The organism is Candidatus Hydrogenedentota bacterium (assembly GCA_035450225.1).
Lineage (GTDB): Bacteria > Hydrogenedentota > Hydrogenedentia > Hydrogenedentales > SLHB01 > DSVR01.
This window is the reverse complement of record DAOTMJ010000001.1, coordinates 335,989-357,122: the sequence shown is the minus strand read 5'-3', so window position 1 is coordinate 357,122 and position 21,134 is coordinate 335,989. Positions and strand designations below refer to the sequence as shown.

Annotated in this window: 17 protein-coding genes; 4 read left to right on the top strand and 13 right to left on the bottom strand. The window is 59.5% G+C overall.

What is annotated here, in order from left to right:
- Window positions 1-49: 49 nt before the first annotated feature.
- The 4 genes from P5540_01390 to ilvD are packed head-to-tail and all read right to left on the bottom strand — an operon-like array spanning window position 50 to window position 4,141.
- Window positions 50-1,258: a glycosyltransferase gene (locus P5540_01390; protein HRT63452.1), complete on the bottom strand. Its 1,209-nt coding sequence runs from the start codon at window positions 1,256-1,258 to the stop codon at window positions 50-52.
- A 33-nt stretch (window positions 1,259-1,291) separates the two neighbouring features.
- A complete protein-coding gene (locus P5540_01385) occupies window positions 1,292-1,906 on the bottom strand; it encodes a zf-HC2 domain-containing protein (GenBank protein HRT63451.1) in 615 nt (204 codons plus the stop codon).
- Between the two features lie 19 nt (window positions 1,907-1,925).
- Window positions 1,926-2,513, bottom strand: a complete 588-nt coding sequence (locus P5540_01380) for a sigma-70 family RNA polymerase sigma factor (protein HRT63450.1) — start codon at window positions 2,511-2,513, stop codon at window positions 1,926-1,928.
- Between the two features lie 53 nt (window positions 2,514-2,566).
- Complete coding sequence (gene ilvD / locus P5540_01375) at window positions 2,567-4,141, bottom strand: dihydroxy-acid dehydratase (GenBank protein ID HRT63449.1); 1,575 nt, start codon at window positions 4,139-4,141, stop codon at window positions 2,567-2,569.
- A 232-nt stretch (window positions 4,142-4,373) separates the two neighbouring features.
- Between ilvD and P5540_01370 the strand changes: the two genes are divergently transcribed.
- The 4 genes from P5540_01370 to P5540_01355 are packed head-to-tail and all read left to right on the top strand — an operon-like array spanning window position 4,374 to window position 8,928.
- Window positions 4,374-5,282, top strand: coding sequence for an ABC transporter ATP-binding protein (locus P5540_01370; protein HRT63448.1), 909 nt, complete (start codon window positions 4,374-4,376; stop codon window positions 5,280-5,282).
- A gap of 51 nt (window positions 5,283-5,333) precedes the next feature.
- The gene (locus P5540_01365) at window positions 5,334-6,122 is read left to right on the top strand and encodes a hypothetical protein (protein ID HRT63447.1); all 789 of its coding nucleotides are present in this window, start codon (window positions 5,334-5,336) and stop codon (window positions 6,120-6,122) included.
- Window positions 6,119-7,579 (top strand): FG-GAP-like repeat-containing protein, encoded by a 1,461-nt coding sequence (locus tag P5540_01360; GenBank protein ID HRT63446.1) that lies wholly within the window; start codon window positions 6,119-6,121, stop codon window positions 7,577-7,579. The genes P5540_01365 and P5540_01360 overlap by 4 nt, the downstream gene beginning before the upstream one ends.
- The gene (locus P5540_01355; GenBank protein ID HRT63445.1) at window positions 7,576-8,928 is read left to right on the top strand and encodes a VCBS repeat-containing protein; all 1,353 of its coding nucleotides are present in this window, start codon (window positions 7,576-7,578) and stop codon (window positions 8,926-8,928) included. The genes P5540_01360 and P5540_01355 overlap by 4 nt, the downstream gene beginning before the upstream one ends.
- A 101-nt stretch (window positions 8,929-9,029) precedes the next feature.
- Here P5540_01355 and P5540_01350 read toward each other — a convergent pair whose 3' ends face one another.
- From P5540_01350 to P5540_01310, 9 genes are all read right to left on the bottom strand, one after another.
- Window positions 9,030-10,019, bottom strand: coding sequence for an NAD-dependent epimerase/dehydratase family protein (locus tag P5540_01350; protein ID HRT63444.1), 990 nt, complete (start codon window positions 10,017-10,019; stop codon window positions 9,030-9,032).
- A gap of 30 nt (window positions 10,020-10,049) precedes the next feature.
- A complete protein-coding gene (locus P5540_01345; GenBank protein HRT63443.1) occupies window positions 10,050-13,946 on the bottom strand; it encodes a hypothetical protein in 3,897 nt (1,298 codons plus the stop codon).
- Between the two features lie 167 nt (window positions 13,947-14,113).
- Window positions 14,114-14,992 carry a tetratricopeptide repeat protein gene (locus P5540_01340; GenBank protein ID HRT63442.1) on the bottom strand — a complete coding sequence of 293 codons (879 nt, stop codon included), beginning with the start codon at window positions 14,990-14,992 and terminating at the stop codon, window positions 14,114-14,116.
- A gap of 51 nt (window positions 14,993-15,043) precedes the next feature.
- The gene (locus P5540_01335) at window positions 15,044-15,520 is read right to left on the bottom strand and encodes a hypothetical protein (protein ID HRT63441.1); all 477 of its coding nucleotides are present in this window, start codon (window positions 15,518-15,520) and stop codon (window positions 15,044-15,046) included.
- Window positions 15,521-15,534: 14 nt separating this feature from the next.
- Window positions 15,535-16,041: a hypothetical protein gene (locus tag P5540_01330; GenBank protein HRT63440.1), complete on the bottom strand. Its 507-nt coding sequence runs from the start codon at window positions 16,039-16,041 to the stop codon at window positions 15,535-15,537.
- 249 nt (window positions 16,042-16,290) lie between these two features.
- Entirely contained in the window at window positions 16,291-17,199 is a 909-nt protein-coding gene (locus P5540_01325) for an aldo/keto reductase (GenBank protein HRT63439.1), read from the bottom strand.
- Window positions 17,181-17,795 carry a 3-isopropylmalate dehydratase small subunit gene (gene leuD / locus P5540_01320; protein ID HRT63438.1) on the bottom strand — a complete coding sequence of 205 codons (615 nt, stop codon included), beginning with the start codon at window positions 17,793-17,795 and terminating at the stop codon, window positions 17,181-17,183. The genes P5540_01325 and leuD overlap by 19 nt, the downstream gene beginning before the upstream one ends.
- Before the next feature lie 172 nt (window positions 17,796-17,967).
- On the bottom strand, window positions 17,968-18,402 hold the full coding sequence (locus P5540_01315; protein ID HRT63437.1) for a GntR family transcriptional regulator: 435 nt from the start codon (window positions 18,400-18,402) through the stop codon (window positions 17,968-17,970).
- A gap of 58 nt (window positions 18,403-18,460) precedes the next feature.
- Window positions 18,461-21,043 carry a glycosyl hydrolase gene (locus tag P5540_01310; protein HRT63436.1) on the bottom strand — a complete coding sequence of 861 codons (2,583 nt, stop codon included), beginning with the start codon at window positions 21,041-21,043 and terminating at the stop codon, window positions 18,461-18,463.
- Window positions 21,044-21,134 lie beyond the last annotated feature (91 nt).

Below are 21,134 nucleotides of genomic sequence, written 5' to 3'. Positions count from 1 at the left end.
CCCGCTGTACCGTTGCTTGAAGATCCGCGTTCAGGACAAAATCTTCAGGTCATGCGAAATGGGCGCGCACCAATGCCTCCAGATCGATCAGGCGATGCTCGTAAGTGTGTTCATTGAAAACGCGGGCGCGTGCGCGCTGCACGATGTTCTTTCGCTTCGCGGGCCTTGCGCGATATTCGCGAATCAGCGCGGCCGCCTCGTCGAGGGAATGGTAGCAAACGATTTCGGAGTCCGGGTCGAACAAGTCCATCAGCGACGATTGCGCGTCGGTCAGCAGGAATCCGCCCGCCGCCGGACAATCGAAAACCCGTTGGTTCACGGCGGAAGCCATTTGCATGCTCGTCACGTTCAGATTGATTTCCGAACACCGGTAAACCGCCGCCAAATCGCGTTCGTAATTCACCGGGCCCCCTCGCCATTGGGCGATGTCGTCCCATCCGTCGTCGCCGAACACACACACTGCGTCGCCTGGAAGCGCCTGGATGAAACATTGGCGCAGCCGCCGTGTGGCCTCGGTAAATAGCGCCAGTTCGGCGCGCATCCTGAATTCGGCATCCAGCCGCGAAAGCAATGGTTCCGGCAGGATGGCCGCCAGTCCCTCCGCGAATGTTTCGCGCGTGACGCGGCCCGTGTCGAGCGCCGTTTTCAGGGCGTCGGCCAATTCCGTGTTTTCCGCGGCCTTGCGCCATGCCTGGGCCGCGGGCGCCGTCATTGAATTGCCGACGAAGGTGCAGGGCAGAGTCCATGTTTCCGCCGGTCCCGCGTCGAATAGACTTCGATCCACCGCCAAAGGCATGTATTCGACCACGGGAAATCCCACCGATTTCAGATACGGCTCATAGGCGCGTTCCCACGTGAGCGCGAGGGAACGCGATGTGGCATAACAGGAACGATCCATGATGATGGTTCGCGGATCGTCCACAAACCACGCCACAAAGGGAAGCCCCAAATCCTCGAACAATCCCCCGAACATCCCCCCCACGTCCATCCCGCCGAGATTGACCGACAACAGAAAATCGGGCCGGAATTCGATCAGCGTCCGCAGTAGCCGCGCCACCGCTTCGCGCGGCAGCGTCCCTTCCGCGACCACCGGCACGCATTCAACGTCCCATCCCAGGCGCCGCGCCGCGTTCGCGCACGCCGTGTCGAGCCAGTACCGGCTTTCCAAAACGAGCAGACGGGGAACCGGACCCGCCAACTTGGGGTAATTCATCGCCGCCTTGAGCGATCGCGATAAGGTCAATCGGCGCGCTGTCATGCGGGAATCATAGCGTATGAACAATCAAATTGGCTACGCGCTGGGGGCATTTTTGTCCGCAAGAAGCAGGCGCGGCCGTTCATGCGGGCGCATCGAGACGGGCTTGTCCCGGGAATCGTCCGGCGCTTCGGCGGACGGGGCGTCCTGCGTAAAATGGCCGTCGCCGAAAGCCAGCGGATCCACGCGTTGAATCTCGCGGGCCCACGCCAGCAGAGTCATTATAGGGCCCTTGGGCGAATCCTTGGCGATTTCGTTGTCGAGTAGTTTCTCGAAGTCCGGGGTGCTCACGCGTTCCGGCAGCCGGGCAAAATGAACGCCGGACTGCACATAAGGCGCCAACAGCCAACCAAACGCAATCACCACCGACGCCGCCAGCAGCCCGGTCAAGGCCTCGCGCAGACCATAACGGGGCGGGGGCATTATCACGTGCGGTGTCCGCAAATGCGGGCGAAGCGCCTCGAACCGGTTGCGCGCCTCCGGGCACCGCAGGGCGTCGCGGCACATTTCCTCGAGCGAGGCCAGCATCTTTGCCTCTTCAGCGCACAGGTAACACTGTTCCAGATGCTCGCCGATTTCACGCTGCATGCGCGGAGGCAGGCCGCCGTCCATCCAATCCACGAGCCGTTTGATCACATCGTTGCATTCCATGACGCACTGTCTTCCTTGTCTATAACACAAACAATCCCTGTAAAAGTTCACGCAAACGCCGAATCGCCAGCAACCGCCGCGATCGAACCGTGTTGACCGGACACTGCATCACCGCGGCGATTTCATACAGCGACAGGCCGTTCACCGTGCGCAACACAAAGGCCATACGCTGTTCTTCGGGCAGTTTTTCGATCGCCGCGAAGACCTGTTCACCGATTTCGGCGCGACAGGCCTGCTCGTCCGGCGCATGGCCGTCGGGAATGGTAAACGCATTGCCCGGCGCATCGTCCGAAAATGGCGTCAACGTGCGTGGTTGCCGGAAGACTTGCCGGCGTTGTTCCTGCCAGACATGCCGCGCCACTGTAAACACATACGCCGCAAACGAACCGGACGGGCTGTATCGCGCGCGCAATCGCCAAATGCGCAGGAAGGTTTCATGGCATAGATCCTCCGCCATCTGGACATCCCGCGACATGCCGAAAAAGAAATCCAGCAGCCGGCGATAATAGCGCCTGTACACCTCGGCGAATGCGGGCTCGCTGCCCCATTGCACGCGCAGCATGAGGTCCGAGTCCGAAAGCCTCTCCAATGTGCCGCCCGTTTCCATCGTTCCACCATTATATGACCTTTCGCCCCCCAAGCGATCAAAAAATTGTATGATTATTCCATTATCGCCCCGCGGGCGGCGGAGGCGACGTACTTGACGTACTGGCGCATGAAGCCGGGGGGCACTTCGCGGCAGGGCGGCTGGAAATCGCCCAGCCGCAACGCGGGATCCGTGTTGCGGACGCGCAGGAGCCGGTTGGGAATGTCTATCTCGACTTCGTCGCCCTCCTCGACGCCGGCAATGGGTCCGCCGATGTAGGCTTCGGGGGATACATGCCCGACGCAGGGGCCTTCGGTCGCCCCGGAGAAGCGGCCGTCCGTGACCAAGGCGACGCGCCGGAGTCCGGAATGGGCCAGGGCCAACGTAACGGCCAGCGTTTCCGGCATGCCCGGGCCGCCCTTGGGGCCCTCGTAGCGGATCACGAGCACATCGCCTTCATGGACGGCGCCCGATCCAAGCGCCTCCAAGGCTGCGCGTTCGCTGTCCATCACGCGGGCGCGCCCCCTGAAAGCGCGCATGTCTTCGCGGACAGCGGATTGTTTGACCACGGCGCCGTCGGGCGCAAGGTTGCCATAGAGAACGACCGTGCCGCCTTCGGGATGCCACGGGGCGCTTTTGGGGCGTATGACCGCGGGATTTCGAATTTCCGCCGACGCGAGAAGTTGTCCGATCGTTTCCCCCGTTACCGTCAGGGCGTCGAGATGCAGCGAATCGCCCAAGGCCTTGAGCACGCCCTGCATGCCGCCGGCCGCATACAGGTCCATCATGCCGTGCGGGCCGTTCGGACTGATGGACAAGAGGGTCGGTATGCGCCGGTTGAAATCGTTGAAAACGGACAATGGCAGATGGATGCCCAGTTCGTGGGCAATGGCGGGCAAGTGGAGCGCCGAATTGGTCGAACCGCCGATGGCGAGGTCCGTCATGACGGCGTTTTCGAGCGCGTCGCGCGTGAGGATCCGGCGCACATTCAGGCCTTCTTCGACCATGCGCACGATGCGCGCGCCGGTTTTCCGGGCAAATTGCAGTTTGGCGGGATGGAACGCAGGCACGTTCGCGGAACCGGGTAGGGCGAGTCCCATCGCTTCGGACAGGCATTGGAACGTGTTCGCTGTGCCCATGACTTCGCAGGCGCCGCACGAGGCCCCCGTGCAGCAAGACAGGCCGAGCGGGGTTCCGGCATAATCCTTGAAATCCACGCTCTCGTTGTATCCGGTCTCGAATCGGACTTGCCAAGCGTTCGGTCCGCCGGTCAGCACGATGGCCGGGATGTCCACGCGCGCCGCGGCCATGATCATGCCCGGAATGATCTTGTCGCACGTGGCAATCAGCACGATACCGTCGAAGATCATACTTCGGGCATGGGTTTCGATGATGTTCGCGATCAATTCGCGCTGGGGAAGAATGTAACGCATGCCCTCGTGGCCTTCCGACATTCCGTCGCATGGCGCGGGCACGTTGAACTCGAAGGGGATTCCTCCCGCGGCCAAGACGCCTTCCTTGGCCTTTTCGGCCAGCGTCCGCAGGTGCATGTGCCCCGGATTCAATTCCGTGTGCGAATTCGCGATTGCGATGAAGGGTTTTTCCATGGCTTCGGCGATGTCCGCCCCCGTGGCCTTGATCAACGACATCCGCAGAAGATTGATCAGCCCGTCGCGTGGATTGAAATACCGGCTGCTTTTTGGCTTTTTCATCGTGGTCTCTCCTCTGCAAATGACATTAGCACAAGCGCCTGTCTTTTCAACAATCGGAACGGCCGGGCGGCTTCCCCGTGGCCGGTCAGGGCCCAAGGCGCCTCGGAAGCCGGGAGAAAGCGAAAACGACCTTTGTCGCGAGAACCGGGCGCGTGGTAAGATCCCGCGCATGAGTGCATGTATTCAGGCGGAACGGCTCACGAAACGGTATGGAAGCGTGACGGCCGTTCAGGATTTGTCATTCGAGGTGCAAACCGGCGAAATCATGGGCTTGCTGGGTCTCAATGGCGCCGGCAAGAGCACGACGCTGTATATGTTGACGGGCCTGGTCGCGCCGACCTCGGGTTCGGTGTCGCTTTTCGGAAAACCCCTGGATCGGCAGTTTCTGAATGTGGCGGCGCGGATGGGCGTCCTGGTGGAACGGCCGGTATTCCACGACTATATGTCCGCGCGGGACAACCTTGCCCTGTGCGCGCGACTGGCCGGGCGCGAAGCCTCGCTGGACCGCGCACTCGATCGGGTCGGACTGCTTGGCGTGGCCGGCCGGCGGGTCGGGACCTTTTCCATGGGCATGCGGCAACGCCTGGGTTTGGCGCAGGCCCTGTTGCTGGATCCTGAATTGCTCGTTCTGGACGAACCCGCCAACGGGCTGGATCCCGAAGCCACCCAGGAAATCATGCGTCTGCTCCGGCAACTGTCCGAGGAAAAACATGTAACGGTCCTTGTGTCGAGCCATATGCTGCATGAAGCCGAAACGCTGTGTGATCGGGTGGCCGTGCTGCACGAGGGAAGGCTGGTCGCCTGCGACAAGACCCAGTCGGTGCTTTCTTTCGACGAATCGCGGGTCGAAGTGTTGATGGACGCCCCGGAAGCCGCCGCGAAACGGTTGCAAACCCAGCCTTGGGTGGCTTCCGTCGAATTCGAAAAGGGACGCTTGGCCGTCCTTCTGAGGGAACCCAACGCGCATCAACTTATCGCTTTTTTGGTATCGGCGGGGTATCGCCTTGCGGCCGTGATCCCAAGACGGCGGACATTGCAGGATTATTTCATGGAACTCCTGCACAAGGAGGAAAAATGAGGGAATTTCAAACGATACTCCTTTGGGTGTTCCCGGTTGGAAAGGACAGCCATGGGTAGACGCCTCGCCAGAGCCTATGCCGTAGAATGGGCCAAGGCCATTCGGCGCCGATTTACGCCCGCCGGTCTGATCATCGTCATGGCCATTGTGGCTTGCATGCCTTTTGCCCGCCCCATTGCGCCGGGCAATGCAAGCGCCTACGCGTTCGTGGCCTATGCCACGCCGATCGCCCTGAATCTGGCGGGACTGCTGCTCCTTGTCGTTTTCGCTTCGAATCTCATGGCCGCCGAAATCGGGGGAAGCATCTGGCTGACACTGGTACGGCCCATTCGGCGAACGGAAGCGCTTGCGGCCAAAATCGCCTTGGGCATGACCTATGCCATCATTATGACAGGCTGCGTTGCCGTTGCGGCGTGGGCGTTGGCCTATGCCTTGGGCGATCTCAAAGGAATAACGTATGGAGGCGAATTGATTTATACACATACAGATATGGTTTTATGTTACACTTTTGGTATATTATTATCATTATTCCCGCAATTTTGTGCTGTTTCCTATGCAATTTTTATTTCGATGTGTGTACGTTCGTCCGTATCCGCCTTGGCGGCCTCGGTAGGGATCTGGTTGTTGGTGGATGTCGTCAAGCATCCTCTTCACTTGGCCCCGGGCTTGTTCACGAGTTACGTGGAAACCCCGTGGGAGGTCTTTCTTCGGCGGTGCGATGGAATTGAGGCCGGTTTCTGGCCGACAAGCGCGTATGCAATCGGTGTATCGTTGGCGTGGTTTGTGGTTTTTACGGGGCTTTCCGCATTTCTAATGGCAAGACGTGACTTTCGGGTATGATGCTGGCGCTGGTCATAGGCTGCCTTGGGGCGCTGGTTTTCGAACCGCAGGCATTGCCGGTTGAACTCTCGCCGCCGGATTCACTGACGGGACAGGTATCCGCCAATTTCAGGCTGGGAGATCTTGACGGAAACGGCGAGCCGGATCTGCTATTTCCCGATAGGGTGTTTTTTCAAGAAGGCGGTCATTTTCAGACGGACCGGCCTGTGCCCCTCTATTCTGCCGGGGACCGGGCATGTCTCGATATCCGGGGAGACCGGCTTTATTTCCGGACTCTTGATCGCCTTGCTGTTGTATGCTGGCGCGAGGGAGCCTGGCATGAACTGCGGAAACAGTCCATGCGCTGGCCTGCGCCGGGTTCGGAAGATGGGGACGGAACGGTGTTTGATCGTTTCGTCCATGATTTGGACCGGGATGGGGAACCTGAAATTGTGTTGCCGGACGATGACGGTTTGCATATCTTCCGTTGGAACGGCAAGGAGTATGAAGAATCCGGATCGCCGGTCCTGTTCCCGCCGCTGCGTGTTGCAAGCGCCCCGGCCCGTGAGTTGTGGCCTCCGCAAGCACGGCGTATCGCCTTTCCCATGCGTGAAATGACCTGCCGGTACCTGATCGAAGAGAATCGCGCCATCATCGTATTTCGCGAGGGCATGGGCGATCGGCTGTGCCGTTATCATGTCGTGCGTTACCTCCTCGATCCGCAGCGCCGGTTGCAGCCCGATTCCGGTCCGCCGGACGAATGGATCACGGAACCGATGCCGAACGAAATGCAGCCCTGCCGCTTGGGGCCGGACGATCAACCGGCCTTTGCGGGCGGCGATTGGGAATTGTCCGAGGCGTCCGCGCTGCCCGTTCCGGTTTTTGAAACGCGCGTGACCTTCGACCGGGGCAAGACGTGGCAGTCTTTTCGATCGGTCTCGTTCCGTCCGCAATGCCTGTTCGTGGATGCCGACGGCGACGGTTGCTCCGATTTGGTTACGGAAACGATCGGTCTTCTGGAAGGGGGGATTCGCGAGTCGGTGAACCGTTTTTTGGGTGCGCGCCGGGTCGAACACGAGGTGGCCATCCGCCTTCAGCGAAACCGGGCATTCGCATCCCGGCCCGATTGGCACGTGCGGTTTGGAATCGAACTCGATGCGCCGCCGGTGCGCAACAGCGAGTTCTTCGCGCGCTATCAGGCCGGCGAATTGATTGATCTTACCGGCGATTTCGACGGTGACGGCCGCCGTGATCTGCTGGTGCAGGATCGCCCTGGGCGTCTGGCCGTTTATCCGTCCGGCGCCTCCGGGTTTGCGGCGGAAGCGGTTGCCTTTATTGCGGTGGAATCCAATGCGCGGTTTGCCGTGAACGATGTCAATGGCGACGGACGGAGCGATATCGCCGTTTTTCCCGCCCAATTGGATCGCGGGGATGGATTGACGGCGCAGGTCTGGTTCTCCCGAAAGGGGGCGCGATGACCATTGCGATCCTGTTATGCCTTGCGGCCCTTTTCGACGTCAAGACCCTTCCGTTGGCCACGCCGGACGCCCACGTGTTTCTTGCGCAGGCTGACCGGGATGCGCAGGCCGATGTCTTTGTCCTGGAAAAGAATGCCGTTACGATCTTTTTTTCGATGGATGGCAACACGCGGTCGCTTGACTTGCCGGAAAACACGACGGCCTTGGATGTCGCCGACCTCGACAACGACGGCCAGACGGAACTTGTCGTGGTATGCGGCGAGCGACTCGTGGCCATACCGATTGCTGAAGGCGGGGTTCCGCGCGACCTCTTTATCCTGCGCACGCAACTCGCGGATTCGTCGTCCGCGCCCTATCCCTTTGTTCTTGCGATCGAGCACGACGGCAGGACCCTGCTGGCGTTGCCATGCGAGGAAACCTTCGAATTGCGCACGCCGGCCGGATCGCTTGTGTCCGCTTGGCCGTTGGGCGAAAACGCGCCGCTTCGCGCATCCTATGGTGTGCCTTTCCGGGCATGGACTGTCGAACCGCCGCGCCTTGCCGGGCGGGACGCTTTGGAAGGCGGCGTCAGCCGGACCTTTGCCTTCGAGCCTCATCTGCCCCCCGAATTGATTGGCGCCTCTCTTACCGCTCGGGCTTTTCGGCGTGCGACGCCCATGCAGATCCGTGACGCCGGGCAATTGGAACCCGACTCTTGGCCGTGGTTTCCGCTCATGGGAGACGGCCAGGGCGACATACGGGTTTTGTATGCCGTGAAGGGACCGGGCATGGGCGACACCCTCGTACGCATTCAGGGATATGATGGAAAATCCCTTGCGGGGCCGGAACGGCGATATCCCGGGCAACTCATCGTTCTGGACGATGGCGCGCCGGATTTCAACCGTGACGGCTATGCCGACCTGTTGCTGTGGAACGCGCCGGATCCCGGTATTTCAGTCGGTGAAATTACGAAACTTGTCTCCGCCGGCGCATGGCAGACCCATCTCTCTGTCCACCTATTTTCCCCGGAAAAAGGGCGTTATGAACCGGTTGCCGCGAGCCGGATTTCCTGTGATGCACCGCTTGCGTGGTTTCTGAGTCCGGAAGAAGCCGGGCCGTTGCGCCATTGTGTGCTTAGGGATTTCGACGGTGACGGACGCACCGACTTTGCCTGCGCCACGGCCCCAAACCGGTTTTGCGTCTGGACGTTTTCTGCCGAGGGTTTCGTCGTCAAGCCCTCGTACGAGCATGTCTTTTCCGAAGCCATTGTCGAGATGGCGTTCAAGGCGGATTTGGCCGGCAAGGGCCGGACAAGCCTTGGAATCCGAACCGAACACATGCTGCATGTCCTGCTCGCGCCTGTCAAATGAAATTACGTATTCATTCATCCTGAAAGCAGCTGTCGAATCCGGATCTTTGGCTATGGACGAAACGGACCCCTTTTTTCAAATCGTCCATTACCGGCATGGCGTCAGTTCAGATAGTCGCCAAGCCGGGATTCAAAGAAAGCCGCGGTTTGCCGCAGGCCGTCTGACAAGCCGATCTTCGGCGTCCAGCCAAAGCATTTTTTGATGCGCGCATTCGAGATGCGAATGTCGCCCACGTCCAATGAAACCCACTTTTTCGGCCACTCCACGTGGGTAACGCGCCCTTTTCCGACGATTTCGACGACCTTGGCCGCAAATTCGGCGATGGTGTGTTCGCCGTCGCCGCATGCAAAGAAGACTTCACCATAATGGGATTGGCTGGCCGCCACCGTGATTAAGGCGTCCACGCAATCATCCACGTGCATCACGTTCCGGCGTTGGTTACCCTCTCCGTAAATGGTTAAGTCGCGGTTTTGCAGCGCTTGGCCGATAAAGAAATTCAACACGCCGGCGGCGCTGCTCTTGATGTTGGCGCGGGGGCCGTAGACGTTGGCCAGGCGCACGACATGCGTTTTGATCCCGTGCGAGCGATGGTAAATCAGATGATACTTTTCGGCGACACTTTTGTTGGCGCTGTATATGTCGTAGGGGAATTCGGGGTGGAGTTCATCCAGCGGTTCGCGAAGCATCGGGCCACATTGGGTGCTCGTGCCGATGTAAACGATAGGGACGTCGGGATTGTGATGGCGGGCGGATTCAAGGACGTTCATCGTGCCCGTGCAGTTGATCGCAATGTCGAGAAAGGGATCCTCGATGGAATAGGTGTGCGACGTGTGGCCGGCGCAATGAAAGACGAGATCCGCCCCGGCCACGCAGCGGCTGACCAGTTTGATATCGCGAATGTCGTTGATGCGAACTTGAATGGCGTTCTTGTAGCCGTCGAGGTTGGCAAGGTTTCCCCCGCCATGGTCCATCAACGAATCGTACACCGTGACCTTGGCGCCGAGTTCATGGCAGCGGATTGCCAGATTGCTGCCGATGAAACCGAGTCCTCCAAGGACCAGCACCTGCCGCCCCTTGAAGAATCCATTCATGGCGATCGTTTCCGTATCACGGTTTCCTCATCAGGGATGTTGGCGGCGTGGCGCAAAACGACGCCCGCCGATCAACAAGACTGCGGCGCACAGAACCAGCAGGATACCATCCCCGCCGGGGGGCGGCGGCGGCGCGGTCATCGCTCCCACCGCGGCGACGCAGGATGTGTCGGGCACGGAAACCGTGTAACCGGTCCCGTTGACCACGACGCCGAAACCGCCGGCCCCGCTGAACGCGACCAGTGAAGTATATGTGACGCCCGCGGCCGGCGAAAACCGGACGGTTACATCCTGGCTTTGTCCGGCCGACAGGCGGTATGTCGCTCCCGACACAATCTCGAACGGAGCGGATGCCGTGGCTTTGCCCGCCAGAATTCCGCCGCCGGTATTGCGTACCTTGAACACTGCGTCCAAAGACCGGCCGGTACCCACCACGCCAAACGAATACGATTGGCCTTCGGAGGGCAACGTCACCGCGATGACGGGTGCATCCAGCCCTTCATCCAGCGGTGCAAGGACGGACAAGCCCGACACGTCGGCCTCGAGGCTGGACGCCGTCCGGAATGTCTTGACCAGATGGTCTTGGTTCCATTCACCGGTCCACGCAATGACCCGGTCGCCCACGACAGGATCCGCGACGACCGATGTCGGATACGAGTACAGCGCAGGGCTGACCGCGGCGGCCACGTTTGCGCCTTCAATCGCCACATGAACGGGATTGGCGGCCAGACGCGCAGGCGAAATCGGTGCATAATGCAGGCCGCCGTCGCCGCTGACCATGATGCTTGCCTGGACATAGGCGCCGTTGGCAATGGAAGCGGCGGGTTCGGAACCCGCAATGGACGACTCGATGGCGCCCAATAAGGTGACCGTATCGGGCGCGGATTGGAGCAGCAGGATGCCGGTCTCGCCGGAATGCAACAAGCCGGCGGGCGCGATGACCGATGCGCGAATCGCCGGATTGGCGGCGTCGCTCAAGGCGACGATGGCATGCGTCCCCGCGGCTTTGCCGGTCTCGCCGGTCCAGCGGACCATGCTCGTGAGACGTTTGGCGCCGGTGTCGTCCACAAGGATCGAGGCCAGCCATGCCGCACCGTTGGATGCGAGCGTCGTGAACGAATGGTCCGGAAGACCATTTCCGTCGGCATCCACGGCCGCGGCTTCCCTCACCACGGAGAAAGCGACGGCCACGGCCGGAATGACCGCCGAGGGACGCGTCCGGCTTGTGGCGCGGACCGTAAGGGTATGCGCACCGGGCTGAATGGCGCCCAACGCGGGCCCCGCCACCGAAAACAGGCCGCCCGCATTGCCGACATTGGCCACCAAGGGCGTTTCGTCGTCCAACGTAAACGAGACGCTCGCGGTATCGTCTGGACAATCCGTAAGCGCGGCAAGCGTGAGCGGCATGTCGAGCGAAGCGTTTGCGACATGCAGTACGGCGCCGTCCGCAAGATTCAGGGCATTTATTTCCTGAAGGACGCACGGTTCCTCAACAAATACCGCGACGACGGAACGGGCAGCCGTCATCGTAATGGTTGCAGGCATTGCGTTGCCCGTCAGATCGCCTTCCCAGTGATCGAAGTCGTAGCCGACGGCCGCCTGCGGCGTCAACGTTACGGTCGTACCGGCGGGATAGGGGCTTGTCGGGGGATCCAATTCCACCGTGCCCGTTCCCACGGGCTTGACCGTGACGCTCAGCGGGAAGGTCTGGGCACGCGATGCCGTATAGTTCTGAACCTGGACGGCCAAGACGTTCTCATATTGAACGGATGGCGGATCGAACAAATATCCATAAAGCGATGGTTGAACGGTTCCCGACCAACCTATGGGAATGGATGCGGTGTATTGTCCGAGCGCGTTGGTTTGCGGGGAACCGGGCAAACCGTTCATGACCACGCCCGCCAGCGGGTTACCATTGAAGGTTACGACACCTAAAATAGTCGCGGCCTGCGAGAAAACCGCCGTCAGCACACCGCTCATGATGACCGGTGTGGTTACGGGCGTCTGCGAACCCAGATTGATGCCGTTGAACAACCAATGGCTGAAAATCCAGTCTTGGGCCGGCGTTGCCTGGGCTGTGTGCGAACTGCCGGCCACAAAGGGCAGGATGGCCCCGTTCATCGCCAACGATCCGTCAATCAGCACCAAGCCCTGCCCCTCGATGGCAATGGTCACCAAGTACGAGGTGAACACCGCCCGGACAATATGATCGCTGTCCATGGTCACATTGAGCGATGTCGGGGCGCCGGGCACCGTGACGCCGTCCAATTCCCAGTGGTGCAACTGGTGAGGCGTGCCAAAGGCCGGATATGCTTGGATAACGGCTATGGAACCCTGTTCATACGTGTAGCTGCCGGGCGCTGGATCGGTCGATCCCTGGCCTTCGGCAATAAGGGTCAGCGCCCGTTGCGATGCCGCAAGAAACACGGCGGTAATCGTGTAATCCTTGTCCATCGTAATTTGCAAGGGGTTGGCGGAACCGGCGTTTACCCCGTTGACCACCCAATGGCTGAAGGCGCTTCCGGCTTGGGCTATCGCGCGGAGGCTCACGTTTTCGTTCGCTTCCGATTGGAACAGGATGGGCAGCGTATCAATAAAAAATCCGTTCCGTTCGATGCCGCCCTCGCCCACCGCGCTCAGATCAAGCCTAAAGGAGGAAAAGACGGCGTTGACGGTGTGATCGGCATCCATGGTTATATTGATCGTATCGCCGGCTCCGTATTGGATAATGCCGTCCACAACCCATTTGATCAAACTATATCCCTGATCCGGCGTGGCGGTGATGGGCACCACGGAATTCGTGGAGTGAGTGTACGCGCCCGGCGCGGGGTCGGTCGTGCCGCGGCCCGTTTTGGTAATGGTCAGGTTTTTCGATGCCGAAAATGTAAACGTGGCCTGGATGGTCGTATCGCGCGTGATATTGGTATTGAGGGATGGGTTCGTGCCCGCATTGGCGCCGTTGACGGTCCACCGGGCGAACGACCAGCCCGCCGCGGGCGTTGCATTGACGAAGAGGGGCGCGCCCGCCAGAACCGGCACAACGCCCTCGGGCTGCGGCGTGGTACCGATGGCGAGCGATCCTTGGCCGTTGATGACAAAGGTAACCAGGTACACCGTGAACACCGCGCGAACCGTGTGGTTGGCGTCCATCAACACTTCGAGGACATTGGGATTGGCGGGATTCGGGGGTACATCGTTCCCATCCACTATCCAGTGATGCAGGACATGCTGGCCGTTGGGCGCCGCCGTTATCGTGGCGGTGGATCCTTGCGCGTAATTGTACACGCCCGGCCCGGGGGTCACGGTTCCTTGGCCCAAGGAATTTTCCACGGTAAGGTTTACGGCGGTGCCTACCGAAAAGACGGCCCGTATCGTGACATCGTCGGTAAATGTGATGGGAAGCGGATTGGTGGCAACGAATTGGCCGTTGATTTCCCAATGATCGAAAAACGATCCGGTGCCCGGCGTGGCGACCATTTCCCCGCCTTGGCCCTCGAACATGTTGTATTGTCCCGGCGCAGGACCCAAGGGAGGAATGGCGGGCTCCTGGCTTTCTGGATCCCAGAGCACGGCCGTTCCATTTCCCTGCACCTCGAGCGTGGCCAGGTGCGAGGAAAAATACGCCATGAGAAAGCGGTCTGTATACATGGTCACGTTGATGGAATTCCCGGTTGGAAGGATGATTTCTCCATCTAGGATCCATGCGAGCAACACATGGCCGGGACCGGGATCGGGTGTGGCGGTAACGGTCACTAACGTATTCGGTGGGTAAGTATACTTACGGGGCTCTTCCATCGTCCCGCCTTGTGGATCGGTCGTTCCGGATCCAAAGACCCCTATACTCAACTCCGGTGACTCCGGTGTTTGCGCGAACGCGGAACCCGCAAGAAACACGATGCCTACGAGCATGAGCATGCTCTTTCGCATAGCCACCTCCCTGGCGCGGCAAAGCCGCAATATCATGGCCACAACTACTGCAATCTTTTTTGCCCACGAAAACCGGCGCGCCATCAGCATGCCGCATTCAGACTCCGCGAACAAAAAAACGATGTCATCTTTCTCCGTCCGCGATCCGTGGGACGTCGCGGACTGGATTATTGTTGTGCCGTTTCGGTGCCGCTGTCCGCCGCTTCCGGTGCTTCGGCGGGTGCATCCTGTTCTGCCGGTTCAGCCGTTGCCGCGGCGGACTCGCCGGACGAAGGTTCAGCCGGCGCCGTTTCTACCGCCGCTCCGGTCGGCTGTTCCGGAGACGCCGAAGAGGCTTCGGGAGCCGCTTCCGCCGGTTTTTCTTCCGCTTTCGGGAACAGATCCGGATTGCTCTTGCGCAGGCGGTCAAGCGCATTCTTGGCTTGGCGTTCGGTTTCCGTCCCCGGGAAACGATCGACCTGCGCCTGGTAAGCCGCCACGGCTTCGGGCAACTTGCCCAAATGCTCGAGACACCGTCCGATATTCAAGTCCTGCCGGCGCGCCGCGAAGGTGCCGGGCCATTTCTCGGCGACTTCCCTGTAGAACTCCAAGGCCTTTTCATATTGCGGCTCGTTTTCCGCGAGGTTGCCGAGGCCCTCGACCGCATCCGCGACGTTCGGGGATTCCGGATGTTCCTTGCGCAGGCGCTCGAATGCGTCGCGGGCTTTGTCGTATTGCTTCGCCTCGAACGCCGCCTCGCCCATCATGTAAAGGGCAAGCGCCGCCACGTCGCTTTTACCCTTCGCCACGTTTTCCAACTCGGCCGCGCGCAGGCCGGGGTCTTCATTTTCCATGGCGCGGGCATATCGCGCCATTTCCGAATCGTGCGCGCCGCGCACGTTTGCACGGTACAACAATCCCGCAATGATGCACAACACCACAAACGCCGCGCCGGCGCCGTACAAAACAGGGTTTTTCTGTATCTGCTCGACCAGTTGCGACCAGTCGCTCTTCTTGGTCACTTCCTCGAGGATATCCGGCGCCTTTTTCTTTACTCTCGTTGCCACGCTGCCTCCGTTTCTACTTCGGGAACTCAACTGTCGTTATTTGAACATGCCCTATAAAATATTGCCCCATTCCACAATCCGCCATTGACCGTCCGTTTTGGTCAAATAGACGACGACTTGGCCCTGCATATTGATAGGCGGCTCCACGCGGGGGTCAACGGGTTCCGCCACCGTGCCAAAAGTCTCGACGGCTTTCGCGCGTCCGTTTGCCTCAATCGTGATGCGCGGGACCACGCGCGTGATGCGGATGGTCCGGTACTTTCGGAAGATTTCGTTCAGATACTCCTGCAATCCGGCATAATCACGGCCTTCCGCGTCATGATAACTGCGCGACACGTGCGCCAGCACCTTGAAAATGCGCCGCGATTGCATGCCTTGCGCTACATCGTCCATTACGGTTGCAATTTGCTCCTCGTCCGTAAGGCGTAGCCCGCTGGCTTCGCCGATTTTTTGCAGACCCGGAATGCGGGCGGGCAAATCGGCGCTTTTGCAACCCGCGGCAAGGGTCGCGGCGCACGTTAATGCCATGGCAAAAGCCCATCTCATTGAGCGTCAACCGATCCCTTTTCCGGCGTCATGGTGATCATCAATCTACGCCCGCCCGTGACGCCCCTTTCCTGCACATTGACTTCCAAGTTCTTGCCGGGTTTTTTGAAAAATAACGTCTTGCCGCCGGCTTCGAGGACGTTGTCGAGCTTCCATCCCGCCGTGGGGCATTCCTTTACGTAGAACGCCACCAGATCGTAAAGCGATGCGCGTGTGGTGTAGACCATTCGCCCCACGGCAAACTGGGCCGATTCGTACACGAAGGTCCGTTCCAAATCTTCCTTGAGGCCGACTGGCAGCGGAATATCCTTGAACCGTTGATCCGACGATAGCGCCAATCCCGGCTCCGGCACGACCGGCGCCACGTACGGCTCCTTCGTGTCCTGATGCGTCGTGGAATCCATCTGAGCCACGGGCGGAGTTTGTTTTTTTTGCCACGGCATGGTTTCACAGGCCGTGCACAACAACGCCGTCAATGCCACGAGAACGATACACCGTTTCATCGCAGGACCCTTTCCGTTCGTCTTGCACAAACACCCCAAACATCATAACTCACTATGCAACGCCATCATAGCAGCAATCGTCGAATCGAGTCAAAGGTTTCCGGGCTGGATGGTTTTATGGGCGATATGGGAATCGGCGTTACCGCCCGGCATGACAATCCTGAAGCGCAGGACGGCCTTTCCAGAGTCAATTACCACCCGTAGAACTAGTGGCTTGAAAAAAGGATCCTGACGTGGGCAACACCCACGTCAGTTTTGATTTGGCCAGGCGTTTGCCGTTGCAAGGGCGGCCCCGATATGCGTCATGGCGCTATCTACTTCGGCCGGTTCAAGGAATCCGATTGACAGGGCGTCAACACACCCAAGACCTAGGACAAACCGGATGGATTCCGCGATGTTGTCCTTGCATTCGCCTTCGCAGGCTATCTTCATGCCGATAACGCCTTTGCCGTTTTCGTGCGCCGTGCGCAAGACGGGCACGACTCGGTCGGGCGGCGCATCCATTTTTTTGCCGAAGGGGTTGATGCGTTCCATCAATATGTCCACCCATGGATGTTCGGCGGCCTTTTGGGAAACGTCGAGGTTGTGCGAGGAAAGCCCGTGGGCGCGAATGATTCCCTTGGCCTTGGCTTCCGCGAGCACGTCCATGCACGGTTTCAGTTTTTCGGTCCAATCGGGATCGGTGACGCAGTGCAGAAGCACGATGTCGAGCATGTCCGTGTCGAGTTCCTTGCGGAAACGTTCCAGGTCGTCACGGACGAGTTGGGGATCGCGCGCAACGGTCTTGGTCAGCAGGACGGCCTTGTCGCGCGGAATAAACGACTTGAGCGCCTCGTGCATATAGGGATGCGTTCCGTACATGTCCGCCATGTCGAAAAAACGAATACCCTTGCCGTAAGCATGACGCAGGAGGCCGAGATAGGCGTCGTGACCCCGGCGAACAAGTTCGGATGTGTGATTCCATGCCTTCGTCCCTGTCCCCATGCCGGGCAGGGTGACTGTTACGCCGCATTTACCGAGCGTTCGAATGGCCGGCGCGTCCGGTTCCACGATTTCCCCGGCGTGCGCAGCCGGCACGGCCAGCGAGGCAGCGACCGTTCCCGCGGCGACTTGGATGAAATCGCGCCGGTTGATGCCGATCAGGCGCGATTGACGCACGTCTCTGCCATGCCCCGGCGTTTTTCGTAGGCGCATATTTTGTCCTCATGCCGCAGGGTCAGGCTGATTGGGTCCCAACCGTTGATTAGGCATTCCTTCTTAAAGGGGTGGATTTCGAACGGGATCGCTTCGCCATTTGGTTTTACGATGCGCTGTGCGGGCAAATCGATCGTTAGCCGATATCCATCCAGCGCACGAACTTCCTGGAACAAGGCTTCGACAACGCTGCCCGGCAATACGATGGGCAACAGGCCGTTGTTGAAACAATTATTGAAAAAGATGTCGGCAAACGACGGAGCCAGAATGCAGCGAAAACCGTAGTTTTCCAATGCCCAAGGCGCATGCTCGCGCGAGGAACCGCAACCGAAGTTGTCCTTGGTCAACAAGATTTTAGCGCCTTTATAACGCGGCGCATTCATCTCAAAATCCGGGTTTGGCGATCCATCCGGCCGATAGCGCCAGTCGAAGAAAAGGAAATTTTCGTAACCCGTTCGCTCGATGCGCTTCAAAAATTGTTTGGGAATGATCTGATCGGTGTCCACATTGAGTGCTTCGAGGGGTGCCACAATGCCGGTCAAAACGGTAAATGGCTTCATGAGACGGTCTCCTGTGGCGATTTCCCGGTGTCACCGGGCGATCGGCAATTGAAATGAAAGTTTCACGATTTGTCCCGCGGATTTTATAGACGCGGCGGATCCTGACATTGTTTAATACTTTAGGCGCAAATCAGGAGAATCCCAACGTCCTTTTCGTTTGTAAATGGGGACGTCAGTTTTTCTTCCCCTTTGCCAGAGCCAGCAGGGACGCGGGCGTGTCGCCATAGAGTTCCGAATCAGTGCTGCAACTTGCCGCGCAAAGCGTCTTGATCTCCTGCACCGTCATGCCGGCGGCTTTCGCTTCCGTGACGACCTCGTGCAGCCGGCCGATGATCTTCGATCGGCAAAGTTCCCGGCATTTGGCTTCGACGCCCTTGTTGATGTAGACGCCCATTCCGCGGCGGGTGAAGACAATTCCCATGACTTCCAAGTCCCGGTAGGATTTCGCCACCGTGTTGGGGTTGATGTTCAGTTTCTCCGATACTTCGCGCACCGAAGGCAGTTGATCGCCCTCTTTCAGGCGTCCCGATGCAACCGCGAACAAGACCGTGTTTTCAATCTGAACGTATACTGCGACGCTACTGCGGATATTGACGTTTTCAAACATGGATACGGTTCCTTTCCGTTAGTTACTCCACTATAATGACAACTCGGCCTTGTAAAAATCAACGAAACAGGGCAAACAGTCGAATTGGACCCTGCAGGCCTCCGCCGCGGGATCCCTTTTCAAATTCGATGGCGCGTTTATGATAAGGACTGGGCCAACCGGGTCCGCTTTTACCGGCCCATGCGCGCGCAACACGTTCGGAAGTCAATTCGTTCGCCAAGGTGTTGGCGACACGAATCGTGATCTCATGCATGCCGGCGGAAATCGGCGGAAATTCCACGCGCCACGGCGGCGCCAGAATATTGCCGACGGGTTTGCCGTCCATGAAAACCTGCGCGGCGTATTCGACCGGCCCCGTTGACAGTTGCAGCATTTTCCCCGCCCATGCTTCGGGTAGTTCGAAGACTGCGGAGTAGTCGGCCTGTCCGGAAAAATCTTCGCCGAGCCAATCTTTCCAGGATTTCGCCTGATCGAAGGGAACCGATGGTTGATCTTGTGGAACAATCTCGAAATCGTGTTCGCCGGCAACGTAACGCCGGTACGGTTTGGCTTGGATGCGTTCGTCCAGCGCCATGTCCTCCCTTGAGGATCGGTAAACGGGTTGCACATCGTACTTCCGGTTGCTCATGAAAAACACGCACGTCTGGCCGGGTTCCAACTGCACGCCGATGCGCCCCTTTTTTGTGCGCATGGACAGCATGAGACCGAGGCGGATATGGAACGTGTAAAGATACGGCGCGTCAACGGACAATTCGCCTTTGTAGAACTCGGCCCCTTCGTTGAACAGCATCAGGATGTCTCCCCCCTCGACGCGCCGGGTCGCCACGCGGATGTCGCGCGACTGTGGCATGATGACGGCCGTTGCGGGGATGGCGGTCACTGCGGATTCGATGGTCGGGAAAGCGGGTTTCGCCTCGCCGGGCGTGCCGTCCGTTCCGGGAAGGTGGCCGAAACAGACGACTTGCCCGCCCGCGGAGGCAAACGCGCGCAAGCGATCAAGAGAAACGGGATGCATCCAACAGACCTTGCCGCAGACGACGGTGTCGTACCGCATGGCGCCGGCGACGAGTTGCTTGCCGTCCACATGCGTTGCGGGGTCCATGAGAAGATCGTCATCCAGCAGATCGAAATCGTGTTGCGTGGCCAGCAATTCCCGCGCGAGTTGGTCATGCGATTCGACGGCTTCGGTGGCTTCAAGTCCGAGCGCCCACATGTCGCGCACGGGGTAATACAGGGCCGTGCGGATGCCCGGGGTTCCAATCGAAAAGAGATAGCCCATTCGCGCGGCATATTCCCACAAGGCGGTTTCGCTTTCCCACAAGGGATCCACGGGGCCGAAATGCGGGCGTTCACCCGTCATGTGATGATCCCGGGTGGTCAAGGGCATGCAGCCCACAACGAGGAGATTGATGCCGCGCACGAGCTGATAATCAACGACCCATTTCGCCTGGGCGGGCGTGAGGCCGTTGCCGTAAACGCAAAACGATTCGGAGAAGGCAAAGCGCGTGCCGTTCTGATGCGCGGCGCTCGAAGCATATTTGGGGAAAAAGTGCTGGTTTTCTTTTCCGGGGAATAGTTGACGCCAGATAACGTCCACGCCGGGCACGTCCATCGCGCGTAATTGCCGCAGGGCATGGCCGAATCCGTAACGGACCGCGTTGATCGTTTCGTCCTCGCCGTTGAGATGGCCGCCCGACGCAACTCCGGCGCGCCGGCACCAATCCCGGATTTGAATGAAATAGGCGTCGCGAAAACGGGCCGTCCACAGATCGTAGAATTCGATTCTTGCGCGGGCCACATCCAATGGCGCCTCTTTACCCGGCGGAGCAAACAACAGCGGGAGAATCCCGGCGATGTCGCGTCCGTGGCGGGCGCGATAGAGTTCGTCCATGCCCGGCGTCCACGTGATTGATTTGGGAGGATTGAGATTTGGGACATTCGGCTCGTCGGTGAACGTGAACTTGACCGTTTGGCCGAAATGCGGTTCGAGCACGGCGCGATACGCTTCATGTGTCAATTCGATGAACCGGCGCATGGCATCGGGGTTCAGCAGATCGGCATACCCACCGCGCTTTATCCGATACAGACCGGCTCGTGCATGGGCCTGCGGCATCCACGTTTCGCCCGGCCGCACGATCTGCCCCGTATCTTCGATGATCAGCGCGAAGGCATCCGGCGGAACCGTGTAGGCGGTCGCCGACTCGACCGGTTCGCGCACCATCGTGTGTTGCAGGAATTCGGGATGTCCCTCCGCGACCTTCCCGATGGCTTGACCGGACGGCCATCCGCCCTCGTCGTACAGCCACCAGTTCATGCCCAACGAAGCGGCTTCCTCGACAGCCAAACGGGTCCGTTCCATGAATTCCGGCGTCAGATAATCGGGATCGAGAAGGTTGTTTGTGCTGTCGGGACGAAACGCGTGTGGCATCGGAAGCATGCAGACGCTTCGGAATCCGTGCGCGGCCATCTCGCGCAAGTGTTCCCGCAACCGTTCCGGTTCCAGCGGCGCATTCCACAACCAGAACGGTCCCGGCCAGAGCAGGGAGTCGGGTTCCATAAAGGCTTTTGCATCGAAACCCGGAACCGGTTTCACACTGTCAGGGGGCTGCGCTTCCGGCGGAAGCGACGCCATCGCCGCCATGCAACAAGCCATCGCGCCATGAAGTGAAGCGATCATTTTTCAGCCGGGCTCTCCATGTCCGAGAAAAAAGCAGCAGGTTTACAGGACTCAG